Origin of the sequence: Proteus sp. TJ1640 (assembly GCF_003144445.1) — a bacterium.
Taxonomy (GTDB): Bacteria; Pseudomonadota; Gammaproteobacteria; order Enterobacterales; family Enterobacteriaceae; genus Proteus; species Proteus penneri.
On sequence record NZ_PENY01000041.1, the window covers coordinates 140661 to 165252 of the forward strand.

Genomic DNA, 24592 nt, shown 5'->3' on the forward strand with positions numbered 1-24592 from the left:
AATAACGTCAATAAGAGACTAAGATTGAGGCATGTTTTTTGATTCGCTTTGCTCAATAATTTGGATGCAGTTAATAATTTGTGGCAGTAAGTCCAATAGTAATCGGATTTGAGTAAGTACTAATTGAATGCGAGGATTATCGGCATTAGGTAATAGATTGATCCTTTCAATTAATTCTACATGAGATTGCTTAAATTCTTTGACTGGTGGCGTTTTGCGACGTAAAGCAGAATCGATATAACACACTGTATCATTAAGTAACGTGAGCACATTCTCGTCTTCTATTTTTGAACGATGAACGCCAAGAGCAGAAATATAACTGAGTAAAGTATGATTTAAACAAAGTAACTGAAAAGCCACTTCTTGGGATGCTTGATAGCTTTTGGGCTCTGATGACATATTTGAGATCAGGGAGGCTAATTCACCATCACTACTATGAGCATTTCGACGAGCAATTCGATAACTTAAGCTATTATCTTTCCCTTGGTAATACTGAATAAGTATGGCATCAAGATAATAACAGTTATTTGTCATTGTTTTTTGAATGACAACTGGTAGCTGACGGAATTTCCAGTCAGGCCAAATAAAGCTGACAGCAAACCAAGCTATAGCGCAGCCAATTAAGGTATCGATAATACGAGGAAGAGCAACATCATAACCTTCACCAAGCAAATTGAAACTTAATAAAACCAATAAAGTAATAAATAGTGTGGCATGTGCGTATTGTATGGTTCTAAATGCAAAAAAGAGCGTACCGGTTATTACAATTAAAACGAGTTGTCCTTCAATCGAAGGCACAAAATATAAAATAGGGAAGCCAATTAAAATACCAATAATAGTACCACTCACACGTAAAGTAAGACGTCGGCGAGTGGCATTATAGTTGGGTTGGCAAACAAAGAGGCTGGTTAATAATATCCAATAGCCTCTATCCAATTGGAAAAATTGAATAATGGCATAGCCAATACATAACACTAGTGACATCCTAACTGCATGTCTAAAAAGCGCCGATTTGGGGGTGAGGTGCTCTTTTATTCTTAGTGCAATATCGCGCCATCCTGTTAAACCATCATCAGAAAGTTGTGTTTCTTCTTTTTGGTCATGGGATATTTGGTATTGCTCTGTACTAATACTTCGTAAAAGCGCATCAATGCCTTGAAGGTTTTGCAGTAAATTATTTAAAGGTGTTATTAATTGTGGTTCTGAGGTCGTATTTTTTAAATGATTTAATGCATTCTCTAGATAATTTATAGCACGTTCTAATGAAGGATTATGCTGATATTTTTTATGCCAAAGAATAGATTGTGCAACTTGTTCACAAGCTCGAGCCTGCATAGAAAGTAAACGTTGAAAACGAAATAACACATCGCTATGCCGTAATTCATTACTTAATAGCTGGTATTGAGCATGTGACGAACTTGCTCGCTCATGAATATCTTGAGCAACGAAATAGTAATGAAGTGTGAAACGACTACTACGTTGGCCTCTATCACCTTTTAATCGACTTAATAATGCAACTTTAGTTTGGTTCATTGTGTCAATTAATTGGCTATTTGCCATTGCTAAATTATAAAGTGAATGTTGATAGTCATCTTCGATATCTGGATCAAATAATGTCGCTTTAGCTTCGAGGTAAGTTGCGAGTTGTTGGTAACAGCGAGTTAGATTGTCCTGAACTGGGCGAATTGGGAATAATAAGTGACCAATTAATGTTAAAGAGTTATACCAAATAGCACCTAATAATAATAAAACGGGTTGTTCATACCATTCAGGGAAAATAGGCATACCGAGCATAGTATAAATCGCGATTAATAAAGCACCAAAAGCAATAGTTGCGTACCGTTGCCCTAAAGCACCCAATAAAATAAATCCCCAAGTAGAAATAGCTAAACCACAAAAGAATAAAATAGGATATGGATAAAGTAATCCTATAGATGCTGAAGCAAGAAGAAAGCAGCATAAAGTGATAACTAGGTTTTTTAAACGACCAACAAGCCTATCATCTAAGTCAGTTAATGCAGCCGCAACCACGCCTAAAGTTAGAGGAATTGTATATTTAGGCTCTTGCCCTAAAATCCAAGGAAACAAAGTCGTTCCTGTAAGCGCGATTATTATGCGAATATAATATAAAAAGTGGCTATTATAGATAAATCGGCGGGCGCCATTTAGCAAAGTGAACACAAAAAGCCCTTAAATAAACAAGATAAAGATAATTACCTCTTAGAATATAGGGTTTATCACCGATTAAAAAGAGCTTAACGACAGACTATTTGTTATTTATTGCAGGAATTACGTATGGAACTGAAATCCACCCCGATGGGACAACGTTTAGCACAACATCCATATAATAGAGTCAAATTGTTAAATGCAGGCATTGAAGTCAGTGGTGAAAAACATCAGTATTTAATTCCTTTTAACGAATTGATTAATATTTTCTGTAAAAAAGGGATTGTGTGGGGGGAGTTAGAATTTTTATTGTCTGAAGATAAAGTTGTTCGATTACATGGAACGGATTGGGAAGAAACTCAACAGTTTTATCGTTATCTTTATCAATCATGGCAAAGTTGGAGTAAAGAAATGAGCGAAATAAGCGCTCAAGTGCTTGAGAAGCAACTCCATAATATTAATGAAATCACCCAATCAAATAGATGGATAAAACAGTCTAAACTTAGTGAAATCCAACAATCTATAAAAGAAAGCTTTTCTGCTATTCCCCTCCCTCTTGAACGCCTTATTCAATTTGACAATTGTCATACTCTTTATCAGCAATGTTTAGAGTGGCTAAAGCAAGGTGAAGCACTTATTAATAAAGAAAATTCTGTTTGGGTAACCCAAATATTAAATGAGCATGCGGAATTTTTTAATACGATTGAATCATCGCCATTAAATGAATCACAGTGTCGTGCCGTAATTAATGGAGAAGAAAATATTCTTGTTCTCGCTGGTGCAGGAAGTGGTAAAACATCGGTATTAGTTGCCAGAGCGGGGTGGCTATTACGCCGCCAATTGGCACAACCTGATCAAATTTTATTACTTGCTTTTGGGCGTAAAGCCGCACAAGAAATGAATGAAAGGCTTTCTAGTCGTTTAAATAGCGATATTATGGCAAAAACGTTTCATGCACTGGCATTATCCATTATTCAACAAGCGACAAAAAAGCAACCCAAAATTAGTGAGCTTGAAATAAATAGTGAAAAAAGAAGAACTCTATTATTAGGTGAGTGGAGAGCTCAGTGTCAGCAGAAAAAAGCACAAGCAAAAGGATGGCGAGAGTGGTTATCTCAAGAGTTTGAATGGGATATCCCTGATGGTGAGTTTTGGCATGATAAAAAATTAGAAAACCAAGTTGCTGTAAGATTAGAGCGTTGGGTTGGTCTATTAAGGATGCAAGGTGGTAGCCAAAAATCTCTGATTGAAAGTGTGGATCCCGAATATACCGAATCTTTTAAAAAGTATTTAAAATTATTATCGCCATTATTAAAAGCTTGGAAAACCGCATTAAAAGAAGAAGATGCGATCGATTTTTCAGGCTTATTGCATCAAGCTATTAACCTTATTGAAAAAGGGCGTTTCATTAGCCCATGGAAACATATTCTTGTTGATGAGTTCCAAGATATTTCACCATTAAGAGCTTCATTATTAACCGCATTAAAACAGCAAAATAAACAAACATCTCTATTTGCAGTAGGAGATGATTGGCAAGCCATTTATCGTTTTAGTGGTGCGGAATTATTATTAACGACTTCTTTCCATCACGCTTTTGGTGAAGGTGCTGAATGCGCATTAGATACGACTTATCGTTTTAATGACACGATAGGAAATGTTGCCAATACGTTTATTCAACAGAATCCAGTTCAATTATCTAAACCATTAAATAGTCTAGTGAAAGGTAATAAAAAGTCTGTTGTACTGTTATCTGACGATCAACTTGAAAATTTACTAAATAAAATGAGTGGTTATGTAGAAGAAAATGAAACTATTCTTTTACTCGCTCGTTATCACTATTTAAAACCAGAATTATTAAAAAAAGCTAAGACACGTTGGCCTAAATTAAATTTAGAATTTATGACTTTTCATGCATCGAAGGGGCAACAAGCTGATTACGTTATTATTTTAGGTTTACAAGAGGGTAAAGATGGTTTCCCTGCACCTGCAAGGGAATCAATTATTGAATTAGCGTTATTACCAAAAGTTGAAGATTATCCTAATGCGGAAGAACGACGTTTAATGTATGTCGCATTAACAAGAGCAAAAACACAAGTATGGCTATTATTTAATAAACAACAGCCATCTTGTTTTGTTTTAGAGCTAAAATCTCAAGGTGTTCCTATACAGCGAAAACCTTAAAATTATTTTAGTCTTTCTTTTAAATAACCTTCGTAATCAGGAATTTTAATTGTTGATTCTTGTGAAAACAGAGGCGATGAAATTAAAAAGTTCGCGGTTGCACGATTGGTGGCAACCGGAATATTCCATACTGTTGCTAAGCGTAGAAGGGCTTTAACATCTGGGTCGTGGGGAACGGCGTTCAATGGATCCCAAAAGAAAATCATAATATCGATTTTTTTTTCAGCGATCATTGCACCTATTTGTTGGTCACCGCCCATTGGGCCACTTAGCATTTGAGTAACACTTAGGCCTGTGTGCTGGTTAATTAAATTTCCTGTGGTTCCTGTTGCAAATAACTTATGTAGAGACAGTTGTTCACGATTATTTTGAACCCATTCAAGTAATGAGCTTTTGCAGTGATCATGGGCAACAAGCGCGATATTTTTTTCTTTTAAGAGCGTGCGGTCAATTTGTTCCATTTGATACCTTTAAAAATAAATATAGTTATTGTTTCAGCTGTCAAAATACCTTTTTTTTATCTTACAAGCTATGAACGGATCAAGATACTATGATGTATCATAATATTTTCAATCTTCATGATGAACGGAGTATATAAATGGTGGACTCAGACATTTATGACATTTTAAGAAGTGTCAAAACAATTGCACTTGTTGGAGCGAGTAGCAAAGAAGATCGCCCAAGCTATAAAGTCATGAAATTCCTATTAGAACAAGGCTATGATGTTATTCCTGTCAATCCAAGCATGTCAGGGCAAACATTATTAGGGCAGAATGTTTATGCCTCATTAAAAGATATTCCTATTGCTGTTGATATGGTGGATGTTTTTCGTCAATCTGACGTTGCATTAGAAATCGCGCAAGAAGCAATTGCAATTAATGCCAAAGTATTATGGTTGCAAATTGGTGTTATCAATGAAGATGCCAAAGAGTTAGCAGAAAAAGCAGGATTACGAGTTGTTATGGATCGCTGTCCTAAAAAAGAAATTGAAGCACATGGACTTCCTTGGTAATGAACTAAAATAAAATCGCCGAAAACAAATTCGGCGATTATCATATTTATTCAGCTCACAGCTTATTTAGATTATTCGGTTAATTTCGTAATCGTGGAGCCTGTAATTGGCTACGAATTGACTGCGATAGTTCATCTAATGAGTCATTATCTAAGTGTTCATCTGAAACTTCATAAGTTATCTGTGCTTCAGCAAGATAAGTATGAACGGGCTGTCCTTCATCATCTTCCATCACAACATGGTACCAAGGTGCTGCTCGCAAGGTCACATTAGATGCAATATCATCCTCATTAGGCTGATCAAGGGAATATTCAGCATCCACATCGACAACAACGCCTAAGTAGCCGAGTAATTTATGTCTAACTTGCTGTCCTATCCCAAATTTGCTGGCGGTCATCATAGTATCACCTCCATATAGCCTTGCTTATTGGTTATATATATGAGGGTACAAAGTGAAATTTCAAGGATTTGAAAAAAATATAATCCTTTGCTTTCATTATGAATAAAGAACCTCACAAAATCAGATTATCTATTGTATAAAGAAAAGACAATAACCTGAGTAGAATTTTTATTTTAACAACACTATCAGGAGAGCATATGAAAATGGGTAGAGAATATATTATTCAAGGGCGTGTGCAGGGCGTTGGATTCCGTTTTTTTACTTATCAATGGATGAAAAAACAACCAATAACAGGGTATGTTTGGAATCGTGATGACGGTAGCGTGGGAGTAAAGGCTTTCGCGAAAGAGAATGCATTAAAAGAATTTGAAGATTGGTTAGAAGCTGGTGGACCAAGAAGTGCTAATATTACATTTTGGTCAGCGACACCTTGTGAATATGAACAGATGGCAGATTTTTCAATCCACCATTATGAGTAATATTGTTTTAATGATTTTTAATTATCTTTTATCTAAAGATAATATTAAATACATTTAACGGGTTTTGGTAAACCAGCGAGTTTTGTCGCTTGTTTTGCAGGGCCTTTAGGAAACAAACGATAAAGATAACGGCTATTTCCTTTTTCATCGCCATATTTTTGTGCAAGCGCTTTTACTAACATACGAATAGCGGGGGAGGTATTAAATTCCAAATAAAACTGTCGAACAAAACGGATAATTTCCCAGTGCTGTTCTGTTAGCTCAATTTCTTCTAATTCAGCTAATATTGGAACCATATCTTCATTCCATTCATTGCTATTTTTTAAATAACCATGACTATCTGTCTCGATTTCTTTTCCGTTAAATACAAACATGTGCGTAGCAACCAATCAAAAATAATACTGCTAATTTATCAAAAATAAGGGAAATACCCAAGTAGAACCCATAAATCGTTGATAAATTAAGCCATTGACTTGTAATGCGTTTAATTTTACGTCAAACAGTACAATAAGGGCTTTACAACATAAGCTTAGGTGTTTATATTGCTCCCCATTGCGGAGGGGTGGCCGAGCGGCTGAAGGCAGCGGTCTTGAAAACCGCCGATGGGAAACCATCCGAGAGTTCGAATCTCTCCTCCTCCGCCATCTCATCATCTCCTAGCATTTCCTTATCCCAAGTAAATCAAGCATTCCAACTAAATCCCATCATTCCAACGTCTACTAACGTCCATTGAAAGCTATCTACTTTAGCTGGTACAAATAGGGTACATTTATACCTTATGATTTGAGTCCTCCCAAATGAAGCTAACCGTTAAACAATTGATCCTAGTAAATCTAAAGAGAAAGATTGCAAGCTATTTGATAGTAGTGGGTTGTATCTAGGCTGAGAGTGGTAATCGTAGCCAGTCCCCATTAAAGCTAATGGTATTGATATTAATGCGCTGGAGTTAATGATCTGTCAGAAAGGAAACTAATTAATTTCACAGGTTGTTATGAGTAGTTTGTTAACAGAGTCGTAGATAGTTACTTGCTAGAATCTGTATGTAAATGTAATCTTTAATGCCTATTCATGTTTGTAACGAGATTTCTATCAAAATGAAAAATTTATTAGTTTCAATTGGTTGTGCTTTTGCTTTATCTGGGTGTGCTGTGACTGAATATAATTACACTCCAGACTTGTATAAAATAAGTGAGCCGAAAGTAGGGAGTGTTAATCGTGCGACCATAGGTCAAAGTTTAGTAAGAGAAGGTAATATAAGTGAACTAAGAGCGATTAAGGTACTAAACCCAATACAAATAGATCTGGCCTATAAAATTATTCCTGGTGTATTCAAAAAAGTTGGTTCAAGCGACAAAGGCGATTTTTATATGCCAACTCAAACTATTGACTCTGGTTCTGTAGTTGTTGAGGTTCTTGGCCAGCCATGGAGTTCAATTTTAATAAAAAAAGGAGCTAAGGCTGATGAGATTTGTATTGTAACTGACTTAAATGTTGCTGTTTGTAGTGATAAGGCTAAGATTGAATATCTTAAGTTGAATAATTCCGATGGTAATTCATTTGAGCAGGCTTTAATTTTTAATGGAATAAATAATCAAATTGTAGATGTTAGTTATAGAAAAATAGGCTCAAACATAGAAAATCAAGGGTTTGGTAACAACATTCAATTTAATCTTAAAGAAAGTAATATTATCTCCTATGAAAATGTTAAATTGAAAGTTATAAATAGTTCTGAAAATTCATTAACGTATGAAGTGATAAGTGATTTTTCTAGTAATTAAAATTATCAAAAATGAATGGTTGCCTCCTCAAAATATAGCGTTAAACAAAGAAGTTACTTTATCTGTTTAACGCTGCTATTGTAATTTGAAATAAACTAGTGACAAGAACACATGATAGTTTATGGTTAGGGTTATTTTTGTATTGTAATTAGAATGGACATAAAAGGCTTTTTAATTAGATAGTTAACTGCATTAGTGAAATAAGCTGACATATCAGACTCGAATATTTCTTTATTGCTAGATATCGCACTATTAAAGCGAATCTATTTTTAGTCATAAAAAGATAATTTTTATTGATGATGTTAATGATAATTGTTAGCATTAACTCTCTATTATGGAGAGTATACAATGAAAAATAAATATCACCTATTAGCAATATCTCTTTCTGCATTGCTTCCTTTTAGCGCATTGGCTACAACATATCCTGTTACAATTACGGATACTGATGGGCAAAAAATAACGTTAAAACATGAACCAAAACGCGTTGTATTACAAGATGGTAGAGATATTTTAACGTTGGCTTTGCTTGATAGAAATAATCCGTTTGAAAGAGTTGTAGCATGGAATAATAATCTAAAAAAATCGGATCCACAGACAGTTTCTTTACTAGAACAGAAATGGAAATCTAATATAAATTCAATCCCTGATATGGGATTTAATGACAAAGGTGAAGTGAATGCGGAGCAAGTTATTGCACAACAACCCGATGTTGTGATTGCTCAACTCAGAGCAAAACCTGCACTAGAAGGATCGGGTGTTGTCAGTATTTTAAAAGAAGCCAATATTCCTATTATTTATGTTGATACTTTTTTAGAACCAGTCAAAAACACGAAAGAAAGTGTAGAGCTTCTTGGTATCATTTTAAATAAAGAAAGTGAAGCTAAAGAATATACTGATTTTTATCAACAACACCTAGATAGTATCAAAAATAAAACTCAAGAAATTAAAAATAAGCCACGTGTATTTGTAGAGGCAAAGGCTGGAGCAAATGGTGATGGGTGTTGCTTTACACATAATAATGCGGGTTGGGGTGGTTTGATTCAAGCTGTTGGGGGTGACAATATTGGTAGTCATTTCTTACCAGGAGCTTCAGGTGTTATTTCTTTAGAGCAAGTTATTAGTACTAAACCTGATGTATATATTGTAACGGGATCTCGCTGGATAAATAAAAATAGTATTGCTGCACCATTTGGTTATGGAGTATCTAGCAAAGAGACTCAAGAAGGTTTCAAACGATTGAAGAGTCGAATTGGATTTAATCAAATCGCTGCGGTTGAAAATGGGCAATTATATGGTATATATCATAATTTCTATAATCATCCATATAACATCGTTGGTTTAGAATATTTAGCAACCTTCATTTACCCAGAGCAATTTGCAGAATTAAAACCAGAGAATACTTATAAAGAGATAATAGAAAAATATACAACATTGCCTAGCGCTAAATTTCTTTGGGCGGCGAAAGCAGATAAATAAAAATGTTAACTATAGCCCTTGAGTTTAAGGGCTTTTTATATTCATCTACATTTCGGCCAATCAAAGTATTTGGCTTAATAAAGTTAAAATAAGGCTAATAACTATAATAATAAGTAAACCAATTTTCACAAAACTTAATTCAAAACCAATGATATGCATGACTCGTATTTTTGTTGGTCTTGGGCCTTTGGCTAAAGAAAAATAGCGATCAAAAATCCACGCACTGAGTGGCGCTGTTATTGCTTGAAATGGCGGAGCAAGAAATGGGATAGGCAATATTACCCACTTGATTGTCGAACAATTTGGGCATCAGCTATTAGTTAGTCTAAATTACGATCAGTTCCCGAAAAAAATAGATATTGTTTTAGTATGGTTCAGAAATAATCCACTAGGAAAAGTGGGATATTAGATGATAGATAACTGATTGAAAAACAATATTCTGCATTCAATTTAGGCATTCGATTGTTGTTATTATAGGGTTTTACTCATCAACATAATTTCTTTGTTCTATAATTAATCAAATCTAGAGTATTAATATTTAATTCATTATTTAACATAATTGAGATGTCACTATGGAATTAAAGGATTACTACGCCATAATGGGTGTCAAACCCACTGATGATACTAAAACGATTAAAACGGCTTATCGTCGTTTAGCGAAAAAATATCACCCTGATGTAAGTAAAGAGCCAAATGCAGAAGAGCGTTTTAAAGAAATTGCTCAAGCATGGGAAATATTAGGAGATGAACAACGTAGAGCTGAATATGATGAGCTTTGGGCTCATCGTAACGATCCTAAATTTAGGCAATTTACACAACAACATTCAAATAAGGATCAAGAAAGCTTTAGCCAAGAAGATTTTGATAATTTTTACACTTCATTTTTCGGTCAACATTCCCCATTTGAAGGGAGACGAGCTCAACATGCTCCTAAACAGCGCGGGCATGATTTAGAAATAGAATTAGCTGTTTTTCTGGAAGAATCACAGGAAGAACATAAGCGTACGATTAGCTATCACTTACCTGTTTATAATGTTTTCGGAATTTTGGAAGAAGAGATCCCTAAAACTTTAAATGTTAAAATTCCAGCTGGTGTTATTGATGGACAACGTATTCGTTTAAAAGGTCAGGGAACAATAGGTGAAAATGGAGGGGAAAATGGTGATTTATGGCTAACAATTCGTATTGCGCCTCATCCTCTATTTGATATTAAAGGTCATGATTTAGAAATAGTTGTCCCAGTCGCTCCTTGGGAAGCAGCATTAGGTGCAAAAATTCCTATACCTACAATAAAAGAAAAAATCTTGTTAACTATTCCGGCGGGAAGTCAGGCAGGACAAAAGTTACGTATTAAGGGAAAAGGGTTAGTCAGCAAAAAGGTCAGCGGTGATTTATATGCAATTCTAAAAATCGTGATGCCACCTAAACCCGATGAAAAGATGCGCGAATTATGGCAACAAATTGCAGATAGCCAGACCGATTATAATCCACGTAAAGACTGGGAGAATAAATAATGGGTCAATTAACAATATTTACTGTTACTGAGTTTTGTCATCATACGGGAATATCAAATGATGAGCTCAAAGAGTTTGTCGCTCTTGGGGTGATCGAACCACTAGAAATTGAAACTCAAGAGTGGTTTTTCGATGATAACGCTGTTGTGGTAACACATCGCGCATTAAAACTTCATAAAGAGCTTGCATTAGATTGGCATGGTATAGCCATAGCACTGACTTTATTAGATCAAAATGAACAGTTAAAACAAGAAAATAAGCAATTACGTCAACAGTTAATGCGTTTTATAAATGAATAAAGATTAATAAATTAGCCACTAAAACAATAAATAGCTTTAGTGGCTATTTTTGTGCCTGAAATTTTATTAAAAAATTGTATTTTTATATTCCTTATTAATGGTCATATTATCAGTAATAACAATATCAGCTTGTTCTTTTGCTATTAAAGAAAGAAGTTGCTCACTTCTAGATATTTCTAAATGGACATTAACCTGATATTTTTTGATAAATTGAGTAGTAACCTGATTGATAAAACCATGGGCTAATGTTGGTGGAACTAGAGTCCGTAGACTCATCTTTTTTTCTTGATGATGAAAATGGCTCAATCGGTTGAAAGATTCAGCGATATTGGCGATTTTTTCATAAAGTAATAAGGCATCAGAGTTTGGTATTAATTTATTATTTTCACGAGTGAATAGCTTTTTACCACAACATTTCTCGATCTGATTTAATGACTGACTTACTGCAGGTTGTGAAATGTCTAGCTGCTTTGCTGCATTAGTGACACTTCCATGATCGATCACGGATTGTATAATTTCAAGGTCACGTAAAGTTGCCCATCCTCCTGACCAAGAAGTTCTTTTTAAATTAATTGCCATCGTGTTTTTTGTTTTAGTCAGTTTATCTTATGTTCGATTATACAGTTAATAAGTTGATTATTAAATAATAGTGATGAAGGAAAATTTGAATGATTTTTATAAGAAATATTCTAAGAGTAAAAACGTAGATTATAAATGTTATTTGTAATTTATAAATTTTATTATAAAGGCTATAACGTAATGTTATTAAAGACATAATTATATAATAGTCTTAATAAGAGCTGCTGAATCAAAGGAGGAATTTGAGCAGCTATTTGAATTTATATAAAAAAGAATCAATCAATATTTCTGATGAAAGAATTCTAGAAAATAAAATTGGAACTTTTTTAGGCTACCATAACAAAATTAACATAAAGCATTATTGGATTTAATCTGTTGTTATTGTCATTAATATCAATAGCTGTTTACATAAATAACATCGTTGTTAATTACATAACAATAACGTTAATAACAAATCTTATCTAGATTTATTTATATTTAAAATGTGTTTTTTATAAAACTCACTGATATTAATATGATACGTATAATTAACCTTTTTATTTCGAAATATAATAATCATTGAGATATAAATCACGGAAACCTACGCTTTTTCATTGTTAATATTTCGCATCAAATTATCTATCTGGTTTTTTATTTTGATTCTAAAAAGATACTTAATTGATCTACAAATTATAAATAACAAGCAAATGGGGAGTTTTATGTCTTTATTTAAAAAGGGTATTATTGCTTTATCTATTAATATAGCATTAGCGTCTTCAGCTTTAGCCTGTACAACGTTGTTAGCAGGAAGTGAAGCAACAAATGATGGTTCGTTGATTATTGCGCGTAGCGCAGATAGTGATGCATTAAAAGCACAACATTTTGTTATTCATCCGGCTAAAACGAATCAAACGGGTATTTACAGTACCAAAGAACATAATGGTGCTAATAATTTTACATATCCATTACCTAAGAATTCATTACGCTATACCACTGTGCCGAATTGGAAAACGCAACTCCATGGTGCAACAGGATTTAATGAACTAGGAGTGGGTGTTAGTGGTACTGAATCTATTTTTGCTTCACCTAAAGCACTCTCTTTTGATCCCTATGTTGAAGAGACAGGGATAACTGAAGATGATATTCCAGATGTCCTACTTTCAAGAGCAAAAACAGCTCGTGAAGCAGTGGAATTATTAGGGAACATTATTGAAGAACAAGGTGCTGGTGAAGGATTTGGTGTCGCTGTTGTTGATAAAAATGAACTTTGGTATTTAGAAACTGGAACAGGACATCATTGGATCGCACAAAAATTACCTAAAGATAAATACTTTGCAACAGGAAACCAAGGTCGATTACAACACTATGATATTAACAGTAATGATGTGTTAGGCTCTAAAAATCTAGTAGAATTTGCTGTTGAGAAAGGGCTTTATAATCCTGAAAAAGAGGGGGCATTTAATTTCTCAAAAGCTTATACACGAGATGACGAACGAGACCGTACTTATAATGATCCGCGAGTATGGGTCATCCAGCAACAATTTAACCCATCACTAAAACAAGCTGTGGATGATGGTCGTAATTTCGCACCTTTATTAACGCCAGAAAAAAAAGTATCTGTGGAAGAAGCTAAAGCGATGTTACGTAATCACTTTGAAGGGACGAAACACGATCCATATACCAATGGGTTAAATGGTCAAGAATCTTGGCGTCCAATTAGTGTATTTAGAACTTATGAAGCGCATGTTATGCAAGTTCGTCCTGAGCTTCCTCAAGAAATTGGTGAAGTGACCTATGTTGGTTTAGGTATGGCAGATTTAACTGCATTTGTTCCGTATTACAGTGGATTAAAAGCTTATCCGCAACATTATGGAATAGGAAGTAATCAAGCAGATAGTGATTCTATTTACTGGAAATATCGTAAGTTACAAACATTAGTGATGACAGATTATCCAAAACTCGCACCAATAGTGAAAAAAGCTTATCAAGAGTGGGAAGCAAAAACCGCATTAGAGCAAAAAGAAATGGAAGCTAAATATCTCACTATGGTGAAAAAAGATAAAGCTGGGGCAGATAAAATGCTTAATGAATTTAATCTACGAGTTATGGCAGATGCTGAAAAATTAACTGAGAACTTAATGAACGAATTGTTTACAGTAAGAACAAAAGATATTCAAGATGATATTTTCTTTGCTAATAAGTCTAAGAAGGATTAATAGAATAGAAGTATTTTAGATATCTATTTTAATAGAAAGATCCCAATTAAACTGGGATCTTTTTTATAGATAAAACTCATTAAAGAACAGGAATATAGTAGCTAATCTTTTGTACGTAATGATCACTTTGACCAAGTAATTTATCGTAACTTACTGACTCTTTTAATGTATATCGTTCAATGTCTGGGCCGGGTCTGCGCAATAAATTCATTTTCGGAAGTACTTTGGTATAGACGGTATAAATAATGTCATCATAACCAGTTAATGAATCTAAGATTTCATTTATATGAAATGTAATGGCTAGATAGTTGCCACCAGGTAGTTCTAGTTGTGACATGGCCGAAGCATTTGATGTTTTTGCTAACTTTTCTTTATCAACGGCAGTGCTATAAATATACATAGTATCTTCTAATGTACTTGCAGATGCTCGATGCATTGCATATAGCTCTGTGGGTATTGTATGCACATCTTTTAAAAATTTACGCCAAAATTCTTTTCTGAATTTTTTCTTGTCTGAATCCCATGTTGAAATAGGCTTATTGTAATGATGAGACATACCGACTAATTTTTGAGATGAGAGTGTAACTACCTCATATTTAGCGCTCAGTTCAACGGTTTCCAATGCAGGGAAAATCAGTTCACTAATATCCCATCCTGGTCTTTTTCTATATTCCGAAGGCGTGATATTAAACTGTTTTTTAAAGGCCCTGCAAAATGTTTGTTGGGAATCAAAACGATACTTCAATGAAATATCTAACAGGCTACAACGTGTTATTCTTAACGCGTAGGCGCCACAAGATAAACGACGAGCGAGTATGTATTTTCCTAAAGATATTCCTGTATACGCTTTAAATAAACGCTGAAAATGCCATTTTGTATAGCCTGATTTTTCAGCAACAATATCTAACGATAAACGTGAATCGAGATTTTGCTCAATCCAAACAATGATATCTTTAACAACATTCTCTTGTAGCATGAGTATTCCTATTAATTTTTCTATCGATGTTTCTCAACAGAATCGACTTAATTTATTGAACTACAATAAATTTATAGGTGTTAGGATAATTGCATATCGTATAATGATAGTTACATTGAATAAAGTAAAATAGGCAGGTAATAATGTAAAGTTATGTATTGCAATTTATTTGAATTAAAATTGACTTTAATTAAAAAATTGTATTTTAACTCTTTCATCAATGATTGGTAATTTTTATTAAATTTAATCTTAATTTGAAATATTTTTATATTTTAAGCTTTAATAAAATGCGGAGATATCCTATTTTATCTTTAAAAAATAAATCCTAATCTAATTTTATTAGCAAAACATTATTTTGTTATTTTAGGAGATGTAAATGAATAAATTATTTTCTATTTCTACTATTGCTTTAGTTTTTTCACTAATAACAGCGCCTGCTTTAGCTGCTAAAACGGATACTTATGACTGTGAAGGCCAAAAAATCAGAGTTTCTTTTCCTAATGAACAGCTAGCTGTTATGTATTACAGTGATGAAATTATAGTTTTAAAAGAAGCTATTGCGGCTAGTGGTGCTCGTTATGTTGGTGAGAATTTCCAAATTTGGGGTAAAGGAAAAGGTGAATTTAATTTAGCAACGATTTCAGAAGATGATGCAGTTAATGGACGTGTTGCTGAAGATAAAGGACGCACTTGTAAATTAGTAAAATAACGTAGAAACCAGTTATAAATAACAAAGAGGGCAATTTTATTGTCTTCTTTGTTATAAGAAAAAGATTAAGCAAATATAATAAAATTTGAAAATAAAAACGATTATTATCGACAAAGTAATAATGCATTTTTTATCACACAAATAAGTTGATCATAAAAAAATAAATCAGTTATAAAAGTCGTTAAAATCTTTTTCTAAAGATATTTCATTTTTATTAGACCATCTTCGTATTAAAAGTATTAATGTAATGGGGTTTTCACAAGGGGCTGTTTTTGCTATGGCTCTTTGTGTTTATTGTCATGTTGATAAACTATTTATTGTCGCAGGACAAGATCAATTTGATTATCCTGATACACAAAATAAGCTAACAGATGATGTTGTTAATATGCAACGTCAAGCTGTTGGATCACCCAATTCGTTAACCAGCTGGGTTAAGCAAAATATTACAGCCAAGTGGTTAATGGATTTTATTCTAAATTACAGTGCCGATGTTGATTTGGCTGTTTATAAATCAAATGATTTTCTCCCAGTTTATCAAGAATGTATGGCCGAAGCCTTTAAACAAGGCAATGACGGATATACGCAAGATTTGCTGATTGCTATGCAACCTTGGGGATTCTCACCTGAAGAAATAAAGACGCCAACCAGCTTATGGTATGGAATGAAAGATACCAGTACAGTTCATTCACCAGACTTTGGGGATTTATTATTTCAACGTTTTCTTAATGCTGAGCGGCATTTATGGCCAGAAGAAGGTAGCTCACTTCTATGGACGAAAACAGAAAAAATTTTATTAGAACTAGCTAATTAATAAGGTGATGTAGTACATTAATGACAGAGTAGATACTGGTTATCTTAAAAAATAACAGTATCTACTTTTTTATTCATGTTCTTAAATTAAAATAATGAGATAGGTAAAATAGATAATTATTTTCATCTTATAATTATTTTCTAATTTTGCGTGAGAAAAGTTTTTTTTAAAATAAAGATAAAAATAATTTGCTATAAACTGAATTATATGACTTAATAGCGCCACTGGTTTGGAAGTACAGACCTATTTATGTTAGTGCAGTTTCAAGTAGTTCACCGTTTAGCGTTATCCCTGATACCTCTTCGTTGCGAATTCCTTCAAATAGTGACCATAAGTAAAAATCCGAAATCAAACCGCAAACAATGCCTTATGGCAAAATAATTAATTAAAGGAAATCTTATGTCTAATACAATGACAGGTACAGTAAAATGGTTTAACGATGATAAAGGTTTTGGCTTTATCACTCCTAAAGACGGTAGCAAAGATGTATTCGTACACTTTTCAGCGATCCAAAGCGATAGCTTCAAATCTCTGAAAGAAGGGCAAGAAGTTTCATTTTCTATCGAAAATGGCGCTAAAGGTCCAGCAGCAGCGAACGTAATCGCTCTATAATCTATTGAGCCGTTATTACTGTATATATTGTTTAATGCAATATTGATACAAGTAAGATCTAAAAAACCTCACTTCGGTGGGGTTTTTTTATATTAATTTCTAGTATTATTTAAATTTGACGTGTATTTAATAAAGCGTATAAAAAATAGCATTGTTAAAGTTATGTAAGTGTTTAATGTAAATCATTTAAATTTTTAGAAAGTTATTTACTTTAATGCCTAATGATTTTTACAAAGAAATAAATTAGTGGATAAATAAATTCTTATAATGGCAAAGTAAAGGCATTAAGATATTGTCTTCTCAATCAAAAGAAAGAAAAAAGTTTTATTAGAATAAAAAGATATCAGATAAATCATAAAAAAATAATTTAAGATAAAATTTAAATTAATATTTAATGACTTATCTTAAAAAATTACTGTCTAATCCAATATGGCTTAAATGCTTTTTAGTTCCTAAAGGACAAACTTGTGTACGCTAAAAATATTTTTTCATTACATCTATTACATCCAAAATATTTCTTAACTTGGTTTGGTGTTTTTATTCTTTTTTTATTAGTGCAACTTCCTTATTCTTGGTTACTTTTTTTAGGTAAACACCTTGGGTTGTTATCTCGTTTTTTTGTCAAAAGAAGAGTCTCAATAATAAAGAAAAATTTAGAACTATGTTTCCCTGACAAAGATAAAAATGAAATCGACAAGCTTGTTATGAATAATTTATCATCCCTAGGTATCGCATTATTTGAAACAGGTATGGCGTGGTTTTGGAGTGATCGTCGATTAAAAAATCTCTTTGAAGTACAAGGATTCTCCAATTTTACTGATGCTAAAGATAAAAAAACGGGAATTTTACTCATTGGTATACACTCTATGTCACTAGAGCTGGGAGGACGCATTATGGGACTTTGTTTCCCTGTGAATGCGATGTATAGACCACATAATAATAAAGCAATGGAGTTTATCCAGACTAAAGCAAGATGCCGTTCCGATAAGGGTATGATAGATAGACGTAACTTAAAGTTTATGGTTATGGAGTTAAAAAAAGGAAAAGCGATTTGGTTTGCTCCTGACCAAGACTTTGGTTTAAAAGGTACAACATTTTCTCCATTCTTCTCTGTTGAAAAAACATCAACCTCCAAAGGTGTTGCTATATTAGCAAAATTATCAGGAGCGCCTTCTTTAACTGTTACTTTGGTAAGAAATGAAGATCAGAAAGGCAAAAAATACAGTTTAATCATTGGTAAAGAACTGATTAATTATCCTTCTGAAGATATTCAAAATGATACAGATAGAATGAATAAGCTGATTGAAACAGAAATTATGCGAGCTCCAGAACAATATTTATGGGCTCATCGTCGGTTCAAAACTCGACCTGCAGGTGAAGCCAATTTTTATAATTAACATAAAAAAGAGTAATACATCAATACATGATGTGTTGCTCACTATTTACAACAAAAAAGAGAATAGAATATTTATGCAGAGTTATCATTCGCTATCAGCCCAAGTTTACCAAATAGATAAACCTATAGGGTGTAGTTTTGGTGACGTAGAATATTATCAAGAACGTCTTAAGGATGTTAATGGTAAAATCTTAGAACCCGCAGTAGGAACTGGGCGTATTTTAATCCCTTTATTAAAGGCTGGATTTAATATAGAAGGGTTTGATCTTTCAGATGAGATGCTTTATTTCTGTATGGAAAATCTAAGAAGTAATGGATATTCTCAAGATAAAGTGACTAAAGATAATTTGCTGACATTCCAAGTTGAGACACTTGTTGATGCAATAATTATTCCGACAGGGACTTTCTTATTGTTAGATAGCGAAATAAAAGCACTACAGTCACTTCAACAGTGTTATAACGCATTAAATCTAGGCGGACGTTTGCTAATTGACATTAGTTTGGCGCATACTTTTACTAAAGGCCAATGTTCTAGTCGACAATTTGAAACGCCGGAAGGAGATTTAATTACCTTACAGATAGTAAATGCTGAAATAGATTATATTAATCAATTAACAGTATCTCATCATCGTTATGATAAATGGAAAAATGGAAAAATAATTGAAAGTGAATGGGAAGTGTTTAAATTGAAATGGTTTGGTGTGTATGAATTTAAACGGATCCTTGAATCTATTGGCTTTGACAAAATAACAATTTCTGGAGATTATCAATATCTACGCGAACCAAATAACGAAACAGAAATTATTACTTTTGAAGCTTATAAATAGAAATTAAATACGATATTGACAATAAGACCATAAAATAATGGCCTTTTGAAGGTCATTAAGTAGTTTTTCTACCTTTTTGAAAAGGTCAAATGTTGTCTTTGCTATGAAAAATAAAACAAGAGAATGTTTACTTTGAAAGAAATAATGATTTTATGTGTCAGTATTAAAGTGAGTTTTTAAGATAAAAAACCCCCGCACTAGGAGGGGGTAAATTAAATATCTATCGTGTCATCAAAAGTATAGAGAGCATAATAAGAGCCTGTACCATCATGACCAATTCGAGTGACAAAGTCGATATAGTCCTATGGAAATTTACATCCAAATTTTTTGTGTTAGTGACCAACAATAGCAACAAAAATTAATTTTTCACGGATACGTTCAGTAGGATTATCTGCATATTTCTTATTTTATTTGTTCTCATTGTTGCAACGATGTCAATTTGTTCTTTTTCAAAGAAAGATGAGATAAAACCCATAAAGTAAAGTCCCTATTGATGATATGGTTTAAGTCTAAAATATTTGTTTAACAATCTGTTATAGTCGATAGAAAACCAAATATAAAATGATTTTCTTACTGAAATTACACGATAAGCTATTTTTAGCTTAATAAGAAAATAGTATTTTTAGGTAATGGTTTTCTTTATTTATTGTACAAGGAGAATAAATATATGATAGATAAAAAAGAGACCAACGCTAGGAGAATTGGTCAATCAATAAATACTAGAAGCAATGTGAGCAATGTCGTTGTGAAAAGCTGAGTAAAATACTCAACTATTCATGCCATAAAAGATAATCATTATCATTTGCCATGTCAACCCCACTAAGATTATGGTCACTATTTATTCATATTAAAAACCAACAAAATAATTTAGTTGATAGAAACTAAAGTTGGTAATTTGTCAATTATAACAATGAGATCACTTTTTTCTGATTTAGTATTTATCGCATTCTCAATGCTTTTCATTTTTTTTATTTTATTGATTAAATCCTTTGCATGACGAGATCGTAAATGTATTGTTTTTTTAACCATGAGTATTCTCCTTACTTGTGATAACCACTAGCATAATAGTGATAATATTTAAATGCAAATGATAATCAATATCATTTAGTGCTAAAGGAGAGAATAAACTCTTGGGAAATATTGTGATACTGCTATATTCATACTTTATGTGCAGATTTTCTTACCTCAGAGCTATTTATGTTCCATTACTTAAGATCTCCATTGTTACTGCACGAAATGAACCATCTCATAAGCGAGTTATTAATACTATGAGGGTATGGGTAATTTCTGTTAATGAAGCTTTTTTATGGGAGGAGTAGATAAAGTAAATGTGTTAAAGATTTTAAAACCACATATATTCTTTGATGATCAAAAATTAGATTTAAAATCCTCGTCTTAACTTCCTTCTGTACATATCCCGTTTGGGATAGCGAACAAAGATATAGATAATAAATTATTATGATAAAAAAGGTGTGTGATATTTATATCATACCTTCTTTTTTTATTTTGTCTAATGTGGCTTTTATTTGAAATATTCTATTTATATTTTTTATTTAAATAAAACTAATAGCAAAGTTGGATCTATTTTTATAGAAGTAGTATGGTATTGGATAATTTATATATATTATAAATTAATAACGATTTATAGATATTTTATCTTAAGAGGTATCTAATTAATTAAAATTAAATAAGGAAAATTGAAATGGATAATAATCATAGATTTTTTTCTGATGATATATGCCCCAAAACTGCATTATATGGTCAATTTTATGGTGATAATCACTATGCGGGCAGAGATTATGAGCGGAAAATATATAACGGAAATAAATTCCCAAAAACTAAAAAAGGATTTTATTTTAAAAAGTTAATGAATTTTAAATGATAAAAGTAACAAGCAGTAATATAAAGTCACTTTAACAAAAGTATCAGTTGATGATTGCGTAATAACGAGTTTTAACTTGTTAAAATAATATTACATTAAATTTATTATTAAATTTCAAATGTCAGTAGATTAATAACCTTATCATAAAGGTTAGAAATTCTTTCTAATATTATTTGATCTTGAGTAAATATCATATTAAATGACTGGCTCAGTAATATGTAATCATCAACATTTTTTATATTATTGATGGTTTATCTTTGGTTCTATTTATCGAATATACGATAAGTTTCTAAAAATTTATAATGTGTGGCATAAGTATATAAGTATAAAGTGAAAAGATATTATTATAACAGGTGAGTTATTGATGTAAAAACTCACTTGTTAATATAAGAAATCATACAGTATGAAGATACAACATTAAGTTTGCTACATTATTTGGGTATAATTTATTATAAGTGTTCCCAGCATCCTGAATAATTCCAATCTGTAATAGTCCCTTTTTTATTAGCAACAAAATTATTTGTACAAATTGTCGATTGCCCCCATCCATTATTTTGTGTCCATTTCCATGTGTATTGTGTGCCACCATCTGTTCTTTTATGTGTGTTACTAGGACTGCCCCAAGACATAACAAGATCATCTACGGATTTGCCAACCCAATACGATCTACGCGCTTTGAACTCTTCTATCTGCTTTAATCTCTCTAACCTTGCTTTACTTGGTACTCCTTGCTCTTGGTTTTGTAAAGCTTGTTTATGTTTAGCTCCAGGTACTCCAGTAAGAGCATAAGTTAAGTCTGAAATAGCATCACGATCTCTTTGGGTACAACCATTTAGAATGAATAAGGAGAAGAAAGAAATAGCGAAAATTAATTTGTTAATCATAATAATCCTTTGTTGCATTAGTAATTAATGCCATATATTTAATAATCATATCTTAAATTTATTTATATTATATAGTTATCTATTGAGTGACTTAAAAATTTTCCGCTGATAATGAGCATTACACATGTAAATACCATCAAAATAACAAGCAAATAAAATATTGAATTGTATTTATCCATAAATAATAAAATCATAAATAAAGTAACCAAATTCTAGCTATTAAGAAAATTAAGTGGGATACTTTCTTGATAAAATATCATTATTGATACGACAGCTATCATATTTATACCTGTTAGCTCAGGTTTGAGCTAACAGGTTTCGTAGGTAGAAATATAACTAAATATGATTGCCTGCTTTGAGCGAGAAGCAGACATTAAGATATAATAGTTTGGATGCGAGAATTTCAGGCTCAAAATGCCTATTATCCAGAAAAGTAACATTAGCAAACAGGAAAATAGATGGCCACCGATCATAACGATTTTATATCCCAGCCCAAATACGTGGAAATTCAACCTGCATTCTCACGTATAATTGAATGCGTTGTGACAAATCTAACTCATTGCTTTCCTGACCTTATACACAGTATATACGTATACGGAAGTGTAGCTGAAGGCAGAGCAGAGGAAGGTAGGTCTGATTTGGATATGACAGTCATTTTCAAACATGAACTTGATCGGGCTACTAAAGAACAATTTGCAACTGTTCAGTCTGTTCTTGAAAAAAATAATCCCGTTATCAGTAAAATTGATTTTGATTGTGGTCTGCTGGGACAGGTTCTCGATCCAAATAATGTACTCAGTTGGGGATACTGGATTAAACATCACTGTCACTGCGTTTATGGCGAGGATTTGAGTCATCACTTTCAAGCTTTCAAACCTTCAAAAGCTATTGCAGTAGCTGTGAATGGTGACTTTATGCAGGTTCTGGATAAACTAGTAATTCAAATAAAAACATCTTCTAACGAAAACAAAAAGTTACAGCTTCAGCGCTCGGCTGCGCGAAAACTTATCAGAGCAACCAACATCCTTCGTAGTGAACAAGATAATGACTGGCCTGACTCTCTACATGAGTATCGTGCTAAATTTAACTCACGATATCCTGCACTAGCGGAAGATATGGATTACCTATTGGAAATTAGCATTAAACCCCGAAGTGGCATAACAGACTTCGAAAAACGGGTTATGGCATTTGCCCACTGGCTTAGCTCTGAATTTAATAGCCAAAAAGCCTAACCAGATGCTCTTGTTAATCTCTTAAATAACCAACGTCCGCTTCTAGCACAGAACAGTCTGTCAATTTAGAATCGACTCTGTATCATACCTGTATTAGCTCAAATCTGAGCGAGTATTATATAATGAAATTGTTTTTAATATGAGACTCTATTATTGTGTTCTTTTCTTTTGGGGTAAATACGATCCTATCAGGAGGTATGTCTTTATCAATAAAGCTCATTGCCCCAATCATAACATTGTCACCAATATGTAACTCATTACCAATGATACATGAGTTGGCACCAACAGTTACATTATTACCTATATAGATATGTCCATCATTACCTACTGATTTAATACCAATTGTTGTATTTTGGCGGATATTAAAATTTTCACCAATGATAGCTCTACCTGTAATTACAACACCAACATAATGTCCAATAGTTAGTCCTTTTTCTATTTTTGCACAGGGTGATATATCACACCCATATTTAAATCTAATTTTCCTATGTATGAAATTAGCTAAATTATGCTTATTGTTATAATAAAAATAATTTGATAATCTCCACCAAAAATTAAACCGCCTTTCTGGATATAGCCAGACTCGGCGAATTACTCGAAACCAAGAAAAAGGTTTATTCGTTGAGTCAATAACTTCTTTAATTAGACAATGTTTTAAGTGTTCTAATGTACCATAGTTATCCATAGTGTGGATTTAACCCTAAAAATGATTTTTTATTAATCAATAAATAAAGAGTAATTATAATAGCATATGCATTATATATTTATTATTATTGTTTTTTATGGTTGAAATGCATTTCCAACTTTTCAAACAAATCCCTCGCCACATCCTCCGTCATATAGGTTCTCATCGGTTCCCGTTTAATATTCTTCATTTCAAATGTATTCTCATCAAACCTTGGATCAGAAAAGACAATGTCCATAAACAGGTAACCATAAGGGTTGTCTGCAGATAAACGAGCTTCTTCTAACTTAGCAATATATTCAGCATTATTGATTTCGAGTTTAATCATAGCATCACCTATTTAACTGTGTTTTTATACAGTGATTTATATAAGGTAACGAATAGAATAGCAAGGAGAAAAGGGCAATTTTATCAGCTAAAGAAAGGGGGGATTTGAGAGATGATTTGTCGTCGTTTTACCCCAGTTTTACCCCTATTTTACCCCGCACAAATTTTAGAC

The 24592-nt window shown here is 32.8% G+C and carries 26 protein-coding genes and 1 tRNA gene; 16 read left to right on the top strand and 11 right to left on the bottom strand.

The genetic code is table 11. The features are described from left to right. Nucleotides 1–18: 18 nt before the first annotated feature. The gene (gene yccS, locus DK861_RS17050; protein WP_109400853.1) at nucleotides 19–2181 is read right to left on the bottom strand and encodes a YccS family putative transporter; all 2163 of its coding nucleotides are present in this window, start codon (nucleotides 2179–2181) and stop codon (nucleotides 19–21) included. A 114-nt stretch (nucleotides 2182–2295) separates the two neighbouring features. On the opposite strand from yccS, the gene helD reads away from it, so the two are divergent. Further along, nucleotides 2296–4347, top strand: a complete 2052-nt coding sequence (gene helD, locus DK861_RS17055; RefSeq protein ID WP_109400854.1) for a DNA helicase IV — start codon at nucleotides 2296–2298, stop codon at nucleotides 4345–4347. Nucleotides 4348–4349: 2 nt separating this feature from the next. On the opposite strand, the gene DK861_RS17060 is transcribed toward helD, so the two are convergent. Then, the gene (locus DK861_RS17060; RefSeq protein WP_072062770.1) at nucleotides 4350–4808 is read right to left on the bottom strand and encodes a methylglyoxal synthase; all 459 of its coding nucleotides are present in this window, start codon (nucleotides 4806–4808) and stop codon (nucleotides 4350–4352) included. A gap of 137 nt (nucleotides 4809–4945) precedes the next feature. On the opposite strand from DK861_RS17060, the gene DK861_RS17065 reads away from it, so the two are divergent. Beyond that, nucleotides 4946–5359, top strand: coding sequence for a CoA-binding protein (locus DK861_RS17065; RefSeq protein ID WP_109400855.1), 414 nt, complete (start codon nucleotides 4946–4948; stop codon nucleotides 5357–5359). A gap of 79 nt (nucleotides 5360–5438) precedes the next feature. On the opposite strand, the gene hspQ is transcribed toward DK861_RS17065, so the two are convergent. Beyond that, nucleotides 5439–5759, bottom strand: coding sequence for a heat shock protein HspQ (gene hspQ, locus DK861_RS17070; RefSeq protein WP_006537351.1), 321 nt, complete (start codon nucleotides 5757–5759; stop codon nucleotides 5439–5441). A gap of 197 nt (nucleotides 5760–5956) precedes the next feature. On the opposite strand from hspQ, the gene DK861_RS17075 reads away from it, so the two are divergent. Then, complete coding sequence (locus DK861_RS17075) at nucleotides 5957–6238, top strand: acylphosphatase (RefSeq protein WP_006537350.1); 282 nt, start codon at nucleotides 5957–5959, stop codon at nucleotides 6236–6238. A gap of 44 nt (nucleotides 6239–6282) precedes the next feature. Here DK861_RS17075 and tusE read toward each other — a convergent pair whose 3' ends face one another. Then, nucleotides 6283–6612, bottom strand: a complete 330-nt coding sequence (gene tusE / locus DK861_RS17080; protein ID WP_006537349.1) for a sulfurtransferase TusE — start codon at nucleotides 6610–6612, stop codon at nucleotides 6283–6285. A gap of 182 nt (nucleotides 6613–6794) precedes the next feature. On the opposite strand from tusE, the gene DK861_RS17085 reads away from it, so the two are divergent. The 3 genes from DK861_RS17085 to DK861_RS17095 all read left to right on the top strand — a co-directional run bounded on the left by DK861_RS17085 (nucleotide 6795) and on the right by DK861_RS17095 (nucleotide 9492). Further along, nucleotides 6795–6882 (top strand) — tRNA-Ser (locus DK861_RS17085). A 450-nt stretch (nucleotides 6883–7332) separates the two neighbouring features. Beyond that, entirely contained in the window at nucleotides 7333–8016 is a 684-nt protein-coding gene (locus DK861_RS17090) for a hypothetical protein (RefSeq protein WP_204101281.1), read from the top strand. A 348-nt stretch (nucleotides 8017–8364) separates the two neighbouring features. Further along, complete coding sequence (locus tag DK861_RS17095) at nucleotides 8365–9492, top strand: ABC transporter substrate-binding protein (RefSeq protein WP_072062766.1); 1128 nt, start codon at nucleotides 8365–8367, stop codon at nucleotides 9490–9492. A 60-nt stretch (nucleotides 9493–9552) separates the two neighbouring features. Here DK861_RS17095 and DK861_RS18245 read toward each other — a convergent pair whose 3' ends face one another. Continuing rightward, nucleotides 9553–9768 (bottom strand): hypothetical protein, encoded by a 216-nt coding sequence (locus DK861_RS18245; RefSeq protein WP_162556793.1) that lies wholly within the window; start codon nucleotides 9766–9768, stop codon nucleotides 9553–9555. 296 nt (nucleotides 9769–10064) lie between these two features. On the opposite strand from DK861_RS18245, the gene cbpA reads away from it, so the two are divergent. Then, on the top strand, nucleotides 10065–11006 hold the full coding sequence (gene cbpA, locus DK861_RS17105; RefSeq protein WP_072062764.1) for a curved DNA-binding protein: 942 nt from the start codon (nucleotides 10065–10067) through the stop codon (nucleotides 11004–11006). Then, nucleotides 11006–11305: a chaperone modulator CbpM gene (gene cbpM / locus DK861_RS17110; protein ID WP_006537342.1), complete on the top strand. Its 300-nt coding sequence runs from the start codon at nucleotides 11006–11008 to the stop codon at nucleotides 11303–11305. Before cbpA ends, cbpM begins: the two co-directional genes overlap by 1 nt. A gap of 66 nt (nucleotides 11306–11371) precedes the next feature. Here cbpM and DK861_RS17115 read toward each other — a convergent pair whose 3' ends face one another. Beyond that, nucleotides 11372–11884: a LysR family transcriptional regulator gene (locus DK861_RS17115; RefSeq protein WP_109400857.1), complete on the bottom strand. Its 513-nt coding sequence runs from the start codon at nucleotides 11882–11884 to the stop codon at nucleotides 11372–11374. 698 nt (nucleotides 11885–12582) lie between these two features. Here DK861_RS17115 and DK861_RS17120 point away from each other — a divergent pair. After that, nucleotides 12583–14079, top strand: coding sequence for a C69 family dipeptidase (locus DK861_RS17120; protein WP_109400858.1), 1497 nt, complete (start codon nucleotides 12583–12585; stop codon nucleotides 14077–14079). A 79-nt stretch (nucleotides 14080–14158) separates the two neighbouring features. Here the strand turns inward: DK861_RS17120 and DK861_RS17125 are convergent, their stop codons facing one another. Next, the gene (locus DK861_RS17125) at nucleotides 14159–15055 is read right to left on the bottom strand and encodes an AraC family transcriptional regulator (RefSeq protein ID WP_109400859.1); all 897 of its coding nucleotides are present in this window, start codon (nucleotides 15053–15055) and stop codon (nucleotides 14159–14161) included. 376 nt (nucleotides 15056–15431) lie between these two features. On the opposite strand from DK861_RS17125, the gene DK861_RS17130 reads away from it, so the two are divergent. The 5 genes from DK861_RS17130 to DK861_RS17150 all read left to right on the top strand — a co-directional run bounded on the left by DK861_RS17130 (nucleotide 15432) and on the right by DK861_RS17150 (nucleotide 19410). After that, nucleotides 15432–15764 (top strand): MliC family protein, encoded by a 333-nt coding sequence (locus DK861_RS17130; RefSeq protein ID WP_006537335.1) that lies wholly within the window; start codon nucleotides 15432–15434, stop codon nucleotides 15762–15764. Nucleotides 15765–16011: 247 nt separating this feature from the next. Continuing rightward, the gene (locus DK861_RS17135; protein ID WP_109400860.1) at nucleotides 16012–16575 is read left to right on the top strand and encodes a hypothetical protein; all 564 of its coding nucleotides are present in this window, start codon (nucleotides 16012–16014) and stop codon (nucleotides 16573–16575) included. Between the two features lie 399 nt (nucleotides 16576–16974). Further along, a complete protein-coding gene (locus DK861_RS17140) occupies nucleotides 16975–17187 on the top strand; it encodes a cold-shock protein (protein WP_006537332.1) in 213 nt (70 codons plus the stop codon). A 467-nt stretch (nucleotides 17188–17654) separates the two neighbouring features. After that, nucleotides 17655–18584, top strand: a complete 930-nt coding sequence (gene lpxL / locus DK861_RS17145; RefSeq protein WP_109400861.1) for an LpxL/LpxP family Kdo(2)-lipid IV(A) lauroyl/palmitoleoyl acyltransferase — start codon at nucleotides 17655–17657, stop codon at nucleotides 18582–18584. Between the two features lie 73 nt (nucleotides 18585–18657). Next, nucleotides 18658–19410: a class I SAM-dependent methyltransferase gene (locus DK861_RS17150; RefSeq protein WP_109400862.1), complete on the top strand. Its 753-nt coding sequence runs from the start codon at nucleotides 18658–18660 to the stop codon at nucleotides 19408–19410. A gap of 867 nt (nucleotides 19411–20277) precedes the next feature. Here the strand turns inward: DK861_RS17150 and DK861_RS18340 are convergent. Further along, nucleotides 20278–20439, bottom strand: a complete 162-nt coding sequence (locus DK861_RS18340) for a hypothetical protein (protein ID WP_204101282.1) — start codon at nucleotides 20437–20439, stop codon at nucleotides 20278–20280. A gap of 673 nt (nucleotides 20440–21112) precedes the next feature. On the opposite strand from DK861_RS18340, the gene DK861_RS17160 reads away from it, so the two are divergent. Next, nucleotides 21113–21292, top strand: a complete 180-nt coding sequence (locus DK861_RS17160; RefSeq protein WP_109400863.1) for a hypothetical protein — start codon at nucleotides 21113–21115, stop codon at nucleotides 21290–21292. A 449-nt stretch (nucleotides 21293–21741) separates the two neighbouring features. On the opposite strand, the gene DK861_RS17165 is transcribed toward DK861_RS17160, so the two are convergent. After that, nucleotides 21742–22176: a hypothetical protein gene (locus DK861_RS17165; protein ID WP_109400864.1), complete on the bottom strand. Its 435-nt coding sequence runs from the start codon at nucleotides 22174–22176 to the stop codon at nucleotides 21742–21744. 458 nt (nucleotides 22177–22634) lie between these two features. On the opposite strand from DK861_RS17165, the gene DK861_RS17170 reads away from it, so the two are divergent. Next, nucleotides 22635–23408 carry a nucleotidyltransferase domain-containing protein gene (locus DK861_RS17170; RefSeq protein ID WP_006537325.1) on the top strand — a complete coding sequence of 258 codons (774 nt, stop codon included), beginning with the start codon at nucleotides 22635–22637 and terminating at the stop codon, nucleotides 23406–23408. Between the two features lie 115 nt (nucleotides 23409–23523). On the opposite strand, the gene DK861_RS17175 is transcribed toward DK861_RS17170, so the two are convergent. Together DK861_RS17175 and DK861_RS17180 are read right to left on the bottom strand one after the other, a co-directional pair. Continuing rightward, nucleotides 23524–24093 carry a serine acetyltransferase gene (locus DK861_RS17175; protein ID WP_109400865.1) on the bottom strand — a complete coding sequence of 190 codons (570 nt, stop codon included), beginning with the start codon at nucleotides 24091–24093 and terminating at the stop codon, nucleotides 23524–23526. An 85-nt stretch (nucleotides 24094–24178) separates the two neighbouring features. After that, nucleotides 24179–24421 (bottom strand): hypothetical protein, encoded by a 243-nt coding sequence (locus DK861_RS17180; RefSeq protein WP_109400866.1) that lies wholly within the window; start codon nucleotides 24419–24421, stop codon nucleotides 24179–24181. Nucleotides 24422–24592 lie beyond the last annotated feature (171 nt).